The sequence below is a fragment of the Sinorhizobium sp. B11 genome (assembly GCA_039725955.1).
Lineage (GTDB): Bacteria > Pseudomonadota > Alphaproteobacteria > Rhizobiales > Rhizobiaceae > Rhizobium.
Genome location: CP091034.1, coordinates 873,981 through 884,846, shown reverse-complemented (window position 1 = coordinate 884,846; position 10,866 = coordinate 873,981). Strand labels below are relative to the sequence as shown.

The 10,866-nt window shown below is 60.7% G+C and carries 12 protein-coding genes; 3 read left to right on the top strand and 9 right to left on the bottom strand.

Annotation, left to right across the window (positions count from 1 at the left end; translation table 11 throughout):
• Positions 1-31 precede the first annotated feature (31 nt).
• The 3 genes from ispH to LVY75_14095 form a co-directional block, all read right to left on the bottom strand.
• Positions 32-1,036, bottom strand: a complete 1,005-nt coding sequence (ispH, locus tag LVY75_14105) for a 4-hydroxy-3-methylbut-2-enyl diphosphate reductase (protein XAZ24345.1) — start codon at positions 1,034-1,036, stop codon at positions 32-34.
• Between the two features lie 61 nt (positions 1,037-1,097).
• On the bottom strand, positions 1,098-1,850 hold the full coding sequence (locus LVY75_14100; protein ID XAZ24344.1) for an SURF1 family protein: 753 nt from the start codon (positions 1,848-1,850) through the stop codon (positions 1,098-1,100).
• The gene (locus tag LVY75_14095; GenBank protein ID XAZ24343.1) at positions 1,843-2,223 is read right to left on the bottom strand and encodes a DUF983 domain-containing protein; all 381 of its coding nucleotides are present in this window, start codon (positions 2,221-2,223) and stop codon (positions 1,843-1,845) included. Before LVY75_14095 ends, LVY75_14100 begins: the two co-directional genes overlap by 8 nt.
• Before the next feature lie 125 nt (positions 2,224-2,348).
• Here LVY75_14095 and LVY75_14090 point away from each other — a divergent pair, with 125 nt between their 5' ends.
• Positions 2,349-2,990, top strand: a complete 642-nt coding sequence (locus LVY75_14090) for a chloramphenicol phosphotransferase (GenBank protein XAZ24342.1) — start codon at positions 2,349-2,351, stop codon at positions 2,988-2,990.
• A gap of 76 nt (positions 2,991-3,066) precedes the next feature.
• Here the strand turns inward: LVY75_14090 and LVY75_14085 are convergent, their stop codons facing one another.
• From LVY75_14085 to coxB, 6 genes are all read right to left on the bottom strand, one after another.
• Positions 3,067-3,945, bottom strand: coding sequence for a cytochrome c oxidase subunit 3 (locus LVY75_14085; protein ID XAZ24341.1), 879 nt, complete (start codon positions 3,943-3,945; stop codon positions 3,067-3,069).
• Between the two features lie 57 nt (positions 3,946-4,002).
• Positions 4,003-4,608, bottom strand: coding sequence for a cytochrome c oxidase assembly protein (locus LVY75_14080; protein ID XAZ24340.1), 606 nt, complete (start codon positions 4,606-4,608; stop codon positions 4,003-4,005).
• Between the two features lie 4 nt (positions 4,609-4,612).
• On the bottom strand, positions 4,613-4,750 hold the full coding sequence (locus LVY75_14075; GenBank protein ID XAZ24339.1) for a hypothetical protein: 138 nt from the start codon (positions 4,748-4,750) through the stop codon (positions 4,613-4,615).
• A complete protein-coding gene (locus LVY75_14070) occupies positions 4,750-5,706 on the bottom strand; it encodes a heme o synthase (protein ID XAZ25717.1) in 957 nt (318 codons plus the stop codon). Before LVY75_14070 ends, LVY75_14075 begins: the two co-directional genes overlap by 1 nt.
• A 67-nt stretch (positions 5,707-5,773) precedes the next feature.
• Positions 5,774-7,477, bottom strand: a complete 1,704-nt coding sequence (gene ctaD / locus LVY75_14065) for a cytochrome c oxidase subunit I (protein XAZ24338.1) — start codon at positions 7,475-7,477, stop codon at positions 5,774-5,776.
• A gap of 17 nt (positions 7,478-7,494) precedes the next feature.
• Complete coding sequence (gene coxB / locus LVY75_14060) at positions 7,495-8,388, bottom strand: cytochrome c oxidase subunit II (protein ID XAZ24337.1); 894 nt, start codon at positions 8,386-8,388, stop codon at positions 7,495-7,497.
• 314 nt (positions 8,389-8,702) lie between these two features.
• Between coxB and LVY75_14055 the strand changes: the two genes are divergently transcribed.
• Together LVY75_14055 and tldD are read left to right on the top strand one after the other, a co-directional pair.
• Positions 8,703-9,365, top strand: a complete 663-nt coding sequence (locus tag LVY75_14055) for an invasion associated locus B family protein (protein ID XAZ24336.1) — start codon at positions 8,703-8,705, stop codon at positions 9,363-9,365.
• A 78-nt stretch (positions 9,366-9,443) separates the two neighbouring features.
• A complete protein-coding gene (gene tldD, locus LVY75_14050; protein XAZ24335.1) occupies positions 9,444-10,859 on the top strand; it encodes a metalloprotease TldD in 1,416 nt (471 codons plus the stop codon).
• Positions 10,860-10,866: the final 7 nt, after the last annotated feature.

Sequence of the window (10,866 nt, the reverse complement as noted above, 5' to 3'; positions counted from 1 at the left end):
ATGGGTGCGGCGGAGGAGAACTCCCCTCGCCCTATTCCCCGTTCACGAATGCCATGTCAGCCGTCGTCAGCTCAAGGCTGCGCAGTTCGCGGTTAACGAGGAAGTGCTCGTTTTCCTGAACCGTTTCGGCAAGCTCGACACGGGCGTCGAAGCGAGTGCGGAATGCCTCGATGATCTCGTTGACGATCACTTCCGGGGCGGAAGCGCCGGCGGAGAGGCCGAGAGTGGCAATCGGACCGATCTCATCCCAGTCGAGCTCGGAAGCGCGCTGCACGAGGATCGACTTCTTCGCTCCTGCCCGCAGCGCCACTTCGACGAGCCGCTTGGAATTGGAAGAATTCGGAGCGCCGACGATGATGAAGAGATCGCAACCGGGAGCGGCTTCCTTGACTACTTCCTGGCGGTTGGTCGTGGCATAGCAGATGGAATCGGCAGCCGGCGCGTGCAGCTTGGGAAAGCGCTCTTCCAGACGCTTGATGACGCCGGCGGTATCGTCGACCGAGAGCGTCGTCTGCGTCACGTAGCCGAGATTATCGGGATCACCAGGCTCGTAGGCATCCACATCCTCGACTGTTTCGATGAGCGAGACAGTGCCTTCGGGCAGCTGGCCCATAGTGCCGATCACTTCCGGATGGCCGGCATGGCCGATCAGGATGACGTGGCGGCCGAGGCGATTGTGGCGCATTGCCTGCTTGTGAACCTTGGAGACCAGCGGACAGGTGGCGTCGAGATAGAAGAGGTTGCGGGCATTCGCATCCTCGGGCACGGATTTCGGCACACCATGGGCGGAGAAGACGACCGGCTGGGCACGGTGTTCGGCCGGGATCTCGTCAAGCTCCTCGACGAAGACCGCACCTTTTGCTTCCAGCCCTTCAACGACATACCGGTTATGCACGATCTCATGGCGGACATAGACAGGTGCGCCATAGGCCTTCAACGCCAGTACGACGATCTGGATTGCCCGGTCGACGCCGGCGCAGAAGCCTCGCGGACCACAAAGCCTGATCGTCAAAGGAGGTTTAGCCGCAATATTCATAACATACCCAGTTTGAGCTTCAGGGACCTCTAACCCAATATGGGGCGGAATTGAAGCGATACTATTGCGCAGCACCCTTGCGGGGGCGAAACCAGGAGATGGCGACGACGACGGCGAGAACCACCGCCAGCCCATACCAGGTGAAGGCATATTGCAGATGGTCGTTCGGCAGATCGACCTGCGTGACGCCGCCGATCGGAAAACCCGCTGGGTTGGGCGTGGAATCGGCATCGACGAAGAACGGGATGACGCTGGCCTTATCGAGATTGACGCTGGAGGCCATCACATCGAGATCCTTCCAGTAGAAGATGTTTTTCGCCACGTCATTGTCCGGCACCAGCGAGGACGGTTTTCCCGGAAGCTTGGCGCGCGCGAGGCCGGTCACCGTCTGCTGATCGGTCAGCTGGCCCTGCATGCGCATTTCCGGCTCCTTGTTCTCGTAGGGAACGAAGCCTCTGTTGACGAACAGATAGCGCCCGTCCTCAAGCTGCAGCGGCGTGTAGATGTAATAGCCGGTCCGGCCGCGCCAGGTAGCGAAGAAGTGGCGCTCCTTGTTGTTGATATAGCGGCCGGTGGCGGTGACCGTGCGGTATTCGATATCGCCGCCCTGAGACGCCATGGACTCGATATCGGCAAGCGGAACCGGGGCTGCGACACGACGCTCGGCAATATCGGCGAGCAGGCCTTCTTTCCAGTGCAGGCGCTCCACCTGCCAGGTGCCGAGCGAGATCAGGATGGCGAGTGCGATGAGAACGGCGATGCCGGTAAAGATCGGCAGCTTACGGCGCGGAGCCGGGCTCTGGATGTCAGTCACTCAGGCGTCCCTCACGGGCATTGTGACGATATTGCATGGCGATGAGTATGCCCTTGCACCAGCGCAGTGCGAGCAGAGACAGAATGATCGTCAGCGGGCCAAAGAGCAGGATGTGAACCCAGATCGGCGGCGCATAATTGACCTGAAGCCAGAGCACCGAGCCGATGATGATGAAACCAACGATGAGAATGACGAAGACGGCCGGGCCATCGCCTGCATCGGCGAAGGAATAATCGAGCCCGCAGGCGGCGCAACGCGGCTTCAGACCGAGAACGCCGTCAAAAAGCTGGCCATGGCCACAGCGCGGGCAGCATCCCCTGATGCCGGTCTTGACCGGATCGACCGGGGGAAATTGCGCGTTGTCTTCATTCATGACCATCTCCATGCAAACGGCTTTTCGCCGTCTGCCATAACTCTCCCATAAAGTATTCGCATCCCGAATGGAAATACCTGCGCGTTTTCGCCTCAGTGATTCGCGCCAACAGAAGAAGAAGACTGATGACCAACGAAAGCCATGCCGGACAGATCATTATCCTGAACGGTGCGCCGCGAAGCGGAAAATCCAGCATTGCGCGCGCAATCCAGGAAGAATTCGAGGGGCCGTGGATCAACCTCGGCGTCGACAGTTATAATGCCATGACGCCGGAGCGCTACCTGCCCGGTATCGGATTGAGGCCCGGCGGCGAACGGCCGGACCTCGAAGAACTCGTGCCGTTCCTCTACGCGGCGCTCTACGAATCGATCGCCATCCATGCCGGATTGGGCCTCAACGTCGTCGCCGATCTCGGCCACCACGACAGCTATTCGCAGCCACTCGGCATTCTCAGCGATTGCGCCAGGCGGCTCGACGGATTTTCCGTACTGTTCGTCGGCGTCAAATGTCCTATCGAGACGATCATGCAGCGGCGCGAGGTCAATCAGGACGGGCGCGAGACCCTCTACCTGCGTGCCACCGAGGAGACGCCTGTACCGGAGCCGGTGCAGCGCTGGCAGGACGAAGTGCATCGCCCAGGTCTCTACGATATAGAAGTCGACACATCCGTGCTGACCGCGCTCGAATGCGCCGAGGCGATCCGCCATCAGCTGGATCTTGGTATCCCCGAGCCTTCGGCCTTTGAGAGGCTGGCCGGCCAGCGATAAATCAGCGAGCCACGTTGCGGCAAAGAAAAAGGCGGGGCCGAAGGCACCCGCCTTTTTGATTTCTATCCGACCTCGATCAGCCTGCCGCGACCGGAGCGCCCCAGCCGCCCCAGACGTAGATGCAGAAAAACAGGAACAGCCAGACGACGTCGACGAAGTGCCAGTACCAGGCTGCCGCCTCGAAGCCGAAGTGCTGCTTCGGCGTGAAATCACCGCGCAACGCCCTGATGAGGCAGACCAACAGGAAGATCGTGCCGACCAGAACATGGAAGCCATGGAAGCCGGTGGCCATGAAGAAGGTCGCACCGTAGATCGAGTTGCGGAACTCGAACGGAGCGTGAGCATATTCATAGGCCTGGACGGAAGAGAAGAGCACGCCGAGCAGCACCGTCAACGTCAGGCCCTGGATAAGGCCCTTGCGGTCGTTGTGCAGCAGAGCGTGGTGAGCCCAGGTTACCGTCGTGCCCGAGAGCAGCAGGATGACGGTGTTGTAGATCGGCAGGTGCCAGGGATCGAGAACCTCGATGCCCTTTGGCGGCCAGACGCCGCCGGTATAGGCGAGCCGCGAAGCCTGGATGGCTTCATGCGGAAAGAGGCTGGCGTCGAAATAGGCCCAGAACCAGGCAACGAAGAACATCACTTCCGAAGCGATGAACATGATCATGCCATAGCGCAGGTGCAGCGACACGACGCGGGTATGGGCGCCCTCGTGGGCTTCCTTCACGGTGTCGGACCACCAGCCGTACATAACGTAGAAAACGAGAGCGAGGCCGATGAAGAAGAGCCACGGATGGGCCCACTCGATGCCGAGAACATGCAGCGAGCCGCCGTTCAGGTAGCGCATATAGCCGACGCCGCCGAAGGCCATCAGGAATGCGCCGAGCGAGGCCAATATCGGCCACGGGCTCGGAGCTATGATGTGGTAGTCGTGATTCTTCTGATGAGCATCGGCCATGTCAGATCCCCGGTGTCTTCCTTCTCCGCTTCCGGCACTGCCGGAAACACTCCTCAATCAAAGTTTCTTTTCAGCCTGCCCCGCACTACCCTCATTCGAAGCCACCGGCTTCGGACCCTCTTTGGGATAGAACGTGTATGACAGCGTGACCGTGTGAATGCTTTTCGATTCAGCGGCCTTGGTAATTTCCGGATCGATGTAGAACACGACCGGCATTTCAAGCTTTTCGCCCGGCTTCAGGTCCGTTTCATTAAAGCAGAAACATTGCACCTTGTTGAAATAGGCGCCCGCTTCGCCTGGCGTGACGTTGAAGATCGCCTGGCCGCGCTGGGTTTCGTTAGAACGGTTCTCGGCGATGAAGTTGACCTGGATGGTCTCGCCGATCTTCGGATTGACCTCGCGCTCGACCGGCTTGAATTCCCATTGCAGGCCGGGAGCGACGTTCGCATCGAAAGTGACGCGCATCGTGCGGTCGAGGATGACGCTCGAAGCCTGGTCCACGCGCTGTGTCGTGCCGTTGTAGCCGGTCACCTGGCAGAAGAGCCGATAGAGCGGGACGGCGGCGTAGCTCGCAGCGCCCATGCCGACGACGAAGCTCAGGCACATGAAGACGACGGCAGCATTGTTGCGCGGCTTCTTCGGTGCGTTGACGGCGTCGCTCATTCCATCAACCTCCATGTCCCAGAAACTTGACGATGGTGATGGCGTAGAAAAGGATCACCAGACCGGCGAGGACCACACCGAGCGCGATGTTGCGATTGCGGCGCGACTTGCGTTGCGCTTCGGTCAGCTTGACCAGATCCATCAGAACGAGCCTCCTGCGTACGAGACCAGCGTGGCGACCAGCCGGTCGAGCATCAGCGCGGAGAACACGGCGAAGAGGTAGAAGATCGAGAAGCCGAACAGCTTCTTGGCAGGGATCATCTTGAGATCGCCGTCGGGCATGCGCCAGACGGCGATGGAACAGTATATGAAGACCGCGCCGAGGGCTGCAGCGACGACGCCATAACCGACGCTGGCGAAGCCGAGGAAGGTCGGCAGCACCGCACAGATGGCCGTCAGCACGGCATAGGCAACGATCTGATGCTTGGTGGTGCGCTCGCCCGACACGTTCGGCAGCATCGGCACGCCAACCGCTTCGTAATCCCTCATCTTGAAGAGCGCGAGCGCCCAGAAATGCGCCGGCGTCCAGAGGAAGATGATGAGGAAAAGAACAGTGCTTTCGATCGTGACGGAATTGGTCACGCAGGCCCAGCCGATCATCGGCGGGAAAGCGCCGGCCGCGCCACCGATGACGATGTTCTGCGGCGTCGAGCGCTTCAGCCACATTGTGTAGATGACGGCGTAGAAGAAGATGGTGAAGGCGAGAATGAAGGCCGACAGCCAATTGATCGCGAGACCGAGGATCGTCACCGAGAAGCAGGAGAGCACGAGGCCGAAGGCCAGAGCCTCCTTGGGCAGGATACGGCCGGCCGGGATCGGGCGCTTGGCGGTGCGGCTCATGACGGCGTCGATATCGGCGTCATACCACATGTTGAGCGCACCCGACGCACCTGCGCCGACGGCAATGCAGAGGATGGCGATCAGGCCGAGAACGGGATTGATGTGACCCGGCGCCAGCACCAGGCCGGCAAAGGCGGTGAAGACCACGAGCGACATGACCCGCGGCTTCAGAAGCTCGAAATAATCGCGCGCACTGGCCTCCGACAGGCGAAAATCGCCGTCTTCAGCAAGAGCCTCGTGATTGTCGATTACCGTCATCATTCCGTCCTGATCAAATTAACTGACAGACGCCGCAGAAGCCTGCGGCGTCTGGAAAACCGGCACCTTACTTGATGCGCGGGAGCTGTTCCCACTGGTGGTACGGCGGCGGCGAAGGCAGCTGCCACTCGAGGGTCGTTGCGCCCTCACCCCATGGATTGTCACCGGCAACGCGCTTCTTGGCGAAGGCTTCCCAGACACCGACGAGGAAGATGATCACGCCGACGAAGGAGATGTAGGAGCCGATCGAAGAAACATAGTTCCAGCCGGCGAATGCATCCGGATAGTCGATGTAGCGGCGCGGCATGCCGGCGAGGCCGAGGAAGTGCTGCGGGAAGAACACCAGGTTCACGCCGATGAACATGACCCAGAAGTGCAGCTTGCCGAGGAATTCGCTGTACATGTAGCCGGTCATCTTCGGGAACCAGTAGTACCAGGCAGCGAAGATGGCGAAAACGGCGCCGAGCGACAGAACGTAGTGGAAGTGAGCCACGACGTAATAGGTGTCATGCAGCGAGCGGTCGAGGCCGGCATTGGCAAGCTGGACGCCCGTGACGCCACCGACGGTGAAGAGGAAAATGAAGCCGATCGCCCAGATCATCGGCGTGCGGAAGCTGATCGAGCCACCCCACATCGTTGCGATCCAGGAGAAGATCTTCACGCCCGTCGGAACGGCGATGACCATCGTTGCGAAGACGAAGTAGCGCTGCGCATCGAGCGACAGGCCGACCGTGTACATGTGGTGAGCCCAGACGACAAAGCCGACGGCACCGATGGCGACCATGGCATAGGCCATGCCGAGATAACCGAAAACCGGCTTCTTGGAGAAAGTCGATACGATATGGCTGACGATGCCGAAGCCCGGCAGGATCAGGATGTAGACTTCCGGGTGACCGAAGAACCAGAACAGGTGCTGGTAGAGGATCGGGTCACCGCCGCCTTCCGGCGCGAAGAAGGCTGTGCCGAAGTTACGGTCGGTCAGCAGCATGGTGATGGCGCCTGCCAGAACCGGCAGCGATAGCAGCAGCAGGAAGGCGGTGATCAGCACGGCCCAGGCAAAGAGCGGCATCTTGTGCAGCGTCATGCCCGGAGCGCGCATGTTGAGGATCGTGGTGATGAAGTTGATCGCACCGAGGATCGAGGACGCACCGGCAATGTGGAGCGCGAAGATCGCCAGGTCGACTGCCGGACCCGGCTGACCGCCGACGGCAAGCGGCGGATACATGGTCCAGCCGCCACCTGCACCATAGGCGCCGGCCGGGCCTTCGACGAACATCGAGATGCACAGCAGCAGGAAGGCCGGAACGATCAGCCAGAAAGAGATGTTGTTCAGACGCGGGAAAGCCATATCAGGCGCACCGATCATGATCGGCACCATCCAGTTGGCGAAACCTCCGATCATCGCCGGCATGACCATGAAGAAGATCATGATCAGCGCGTGAGCGGTGGTGAAGACGTTGAACATGTGCTTGGCGCCGTCGATGGCGGCATCACCTTCGAAGCCGTAGACCATGGAGGCCAGGCCGTGGAAGATCTGGATGCCCGGCTCCTGCAGTTCCATGCGCATGGCGACGGAAAGAAGGCCGCCGACGATGCCGGCGAAGATCGCGAAGATCAGATAGAGCGTGCCGATGTCCTTGTGGTTCGTCGAGAAGAACCAGCGGTCTGCAAAGCTCGGCGTATGCGAGTGATCGTGGTGGTCGTCATGCGCGTGTGCGTCATGAGCGTGGTGATCATGAGAATGATCGTCGTGAGCGGAAGGTCCAGCCATTGTCCCGATCCCCTATCTTACTTTGCGACGTTTTCAGCGACATCGACGGTCTTTGCAGAACCATCGGCAGCGGCGATCAGCGTTTTGTAGGCGCCGGGCAAGTCACTGGCGGCTGTCGTCAGCCACTGCTTGTACTTATCCTCGGAGACGACACGGATAGCGATCGGCATGAACGCATGGTCCTTGCCGCAAAGCTCGGAACACTGGCCGTAGAAGAGGCCTTCGCGCTCGGCGCGGAACCAGGTTTCGTTCAGGCGGCCCGGAACGGCGTCGATCTTGATGCCGAAGGACGGCATGGCGAAAGCATGAATGACGTCGGTCGGCGCGGCAGTGACAAGAACGCGAACGGTCTTGTTGACAGGCAGTACGAGTTCGTTGTCGACGGCCAGAAGGCGCGGATAGACAGCAAGGTCGGTCTTGCCGGCAGAGGCACGATCCGGTTCCTTCAGAAGATAGGAGTCGAAGGCGACAGGCGTTTCGCCGGAGCCCTCATATTCATAGTTCCACTGCCACTGGGTCGCGGTCGCCTTGATCGTCACATCCGGATTTTCCGGCAGGGTGAGCTGTGCGGTCAGCAGAGTGAAAGAAGGAACAGCGAGGAAAAGAAGGATAAGAACCGGCCCCACGGTCCAGATGACTTCGATTACCGTATTGTGGCTCGTCTTGGAGGGAACCGGGTTTGCCGAAGCCCGGAACTTGAAACAGACGACCAGAATGAGAACGAGAACGAACAGCGTGATCGGAACGATGAACCACAGCGTATATTGTTCGAACCAGTGGATCTCCCGCATGATCGGCGTTGCTGCCGGCTGCAGTGTCGCCTGCCACGGCATCGGCTGATCGGCATATGTGCCGGAAGCAAAAAGCAGACAGACCAGCGCGGTCAGGGCTGCATAAGCCTTCTTAATCACCTTGTAATCTCCCTCGAGCGCTGATCTGCGATAAATCGAGCGCAGAATCCTTGCCATCCTGTGCGCTTCAAACCACAGTTTGGCATCCGCCGCAACAGGCAGAAGCAATTGTCTATGCGGCATTTTTGCTCAAAGACTGCCTCCTCAGCCACGGCAAAACATTGCAAGCTTTTCATCAGCATACGAAAAACGCGCTCCAGCGCCAATCCGCCAGCTGCACATTCTTTCAGCGAGGTCCTATTTCTGCCGCAGTCCCCCGGTTTTCACGGGGTGGGGCTTTTCATTTTCTGTGGGCAGCTTCACAAATAGCGGCAATGATTCGATATCCAGAGGTTTTCATGGGTTTCCGTTCCCTCGCGCGGCCTTTTGTTCTGGCCGCAGGCATCGCGACCGCCGCGACGAGCCCCGTTTTCGCGCAGCAGACGCCGACGCCCGCGCAGTCGCGTCCTGCCGCGCCCGCTGCGAAGCCCGCCCCGACACAGCAGCCCGCACCGTCTGCGACGCCGAACGTCGAGCAGGTAACGCCCAGCCAGGCTCAGCCGCCGGCTCCCGGCACGGTCCGTTCCAACCATGGCGCATGGTCCGTCGTCTGCGACAAGCCGGCGGGCGCCTCGGCCGAGCAGTGCGCGCTGATGCAGAACGTCATTGCCGAAGACCGTCCTGAAGTAGGCCTCTCCGTCGTCGTCCTGAAGACCGCCGACCGCAAGTCGAAGATCCTGCGCGTTCTGGCGCCGCTCGGCGTGCTGCTGCCGAACGGCCTCGGCCTCAATGTCGACGGCAAGGATATCGGCCGCGCCTATTTCGTGCGCTGCTTTGCTGACGGCTGCTATGCCGAAGTCGTTCTCGAGGACGAACTGCTCAAGACCTTCCGCAGCGGCGCGCAGGCAACCTTCATCGTCTTCCAGACGCCGGAAGAAGGCATCGGCATCCCTGTCGACCTCAAGGGTTTCGCAGAAGGCTACGACGCCCTGCCCTGATGCGGGGCTTGCTCGCGCAGTGCATCAGACCTACATCGGCTATTGAGCATTACCGCTCTTCTTGCGGAGCATAAAACCATGACCACGGATCTCCTGACGCTCTTTGATGCCGATGAAGCGACGATGCGCAAGCATGTCGCCGAGGCGCTTACCGGCGCCGATGACGGCGAGCTCTTCATCGAGCACGCGCAGGCGGAATCGCTGACCTTCGACAATGGCCGCCTCAAGGGGGGCAGCTTCAACACAGAGCAGGGTTTTGGCCTGCGCGCGGTTGCCGGCGAAGCGGTCGGCTATGCCCATGCGGGCGACCTTTCGGTTTCGGCGCTGAAGCGGGCAGCCGATGCGGTCGGCGCCGTCACGCGCGGTTATTCCGGCTCTTACGCTGCAGCACCGCAGGGTACCAATCGCAAGCTCTATACCGACGAGAACCCGATCGGTTCGCCGACCTTCGAGGAGAAGGTCAAGGTGCTGACTGATATCGACGCCTATCTGCGCGGCAAGAACGACAAGGTGCGGCAGGTCACTGCTTCGGTCGCGGCAAGCTGGCAGGTAGTCGATATCCTGCGCGCCGATGGCCATCGCGTGCAGGATATCCGCCCGATGACGCGCATCAACATCTCTGTCATGGTCGGCGACGGCGACCGGCAGGAGAGCGGCTCCTACGGCCAGGGCGGCCGCATCGGTTTCGGTGATTTCATCGCGACAGGAAGCTGGCAGCACGGTGCGGACGAAGCGCTGCGGCAGGCACTCGTCAATCTTGAAGCGATCGATGCACCTGCCGGTACGATGGATGTCGTGCTCGGCTCGGGCTGGCCCGGCGTCATGCTGCACGAGGCCGTGGGCCATGGTCTCGAAGGCGACTTCAATCGCAAGAAGACGTCTGCCTTTGCGGGTCTCCTCGGCCAGATGGTGGCCGCCCCCGGCGTGACCGTCGTCGACGACGGTACGATCGACAGCCGCCGCGGTTCGATCACCATCGACGACGAAGGCACGCCTTCCGCCTACAACGTGCTGATCGAAAACGGTAAACTGGTCGGCTACATGCAGGACCGGCAGAACGCCCGGCTGATGGGCATGGCGCCCACCGGCAACGGCCGTCGCCAGGGTTATGCGCATGTACCAATGCCGCGCATGACGAACACCTACATGCTCGGTGGCGACAAGACGCCGGAAGAGATCATCGCTTCGGTAAAGAAGGGGATCTATGCTGTCTCCTTCGGCGGCGGCCAGGTGGACATCACGTCAGGCAAATTCGTCTTCGGCTGCACCGAGGCCTATCTCATCGAAAACGGCAAGATCGGTGCGCCGATCAAGGGCGCCATGCTGATCGGCAACGGCCCGGACGCCATGAAGCGCGTGTCGATGATCGGCAACGACATGAAGCTCGACACCGGTATCGGCAATTGCGGCAAGGCCGGGCAATGGGTGCCGGTCGGCGTCGGCCAGCCGCATCTGCGCATGGACCAGGTGACTGTCGGCGGTACGCAGACCTGAGGCGGGC

What these genes read in the sequence shown, in the direction of transcription:
- ispH (XAZ24345.1), bottom strand. Translation starts at nt 1,036, where the DNA reads ATGAATATTGCGGCTAAACCTCCTTTGACGATCAGGCTTTGTGGTCCG.
- LVY75_14095 (XAZ24343.1), bottom strand. Translation starts at nt 2,223, where the DNA reads ATGAATGAAGACAACGCGCAATTTCCCCCGGTCGATCCGGTCAAGACC.
- LVY75_14090 (XAZ24342.1), top strand. Translation starts at nt 2,349, where the DNA reads ATGACCAACGAAAGCCATGCCGGACAGATCATTATCCTGAACGGTGCG.
- LVY75_14085 (XAZ24341.1), bottom strand. Translation starts at nt 3,945, where the DNA reads ATGGCCGATGCTCATCAGAAGAATCACGACTACCACATCATAGCTCCG.
- LVY75_14080 (XAZ24340.1), bottom strand. Translation starts at nt 4,608, where the DNA reads ATGAGCGACGCCGTCAACGCACCGAAGAAGCCGCGCAACAATGCTGCC.
- LVY75_14075 (XAZ24339.1), bottom strand. Translation starts at nt 4,750, where the DNA reads ATGGATCTGGTCAAGCTGACCGAAGCGCAACGCAAGTCGCGCCGCAAT.
- LVY75_14070 (XAZ25717.1), bottom strand. Translation starts at nt 5,706, where the DNA reads ATGACGGTAATCGACAATCACGAGGCTCTTGCTGAAGACGGCGATTTT.
- ctaD (XAZ24338.1), bottom strand. Translation starts at nt 7,477, where the DNA reads ATGGCTGGACCTTCCGCTCACGACGATCATTCTCATGATCACCACGCT.
- LVY75_14055 (XAZ24336.1), top strand. Translation starts at nt 8,703, where the DNA reads ATGATTCGATATCCAGAGGTTTTCATGGGTTTCCGTTCCCTCGCGCGG.
- tldD (XAZ24335.1), top strand. Translation starts at nt 9,444, where the DNA reads ATGACCACGGATCTCCTGACGCTCTTTGATGCCGATGAAGCGACGATG.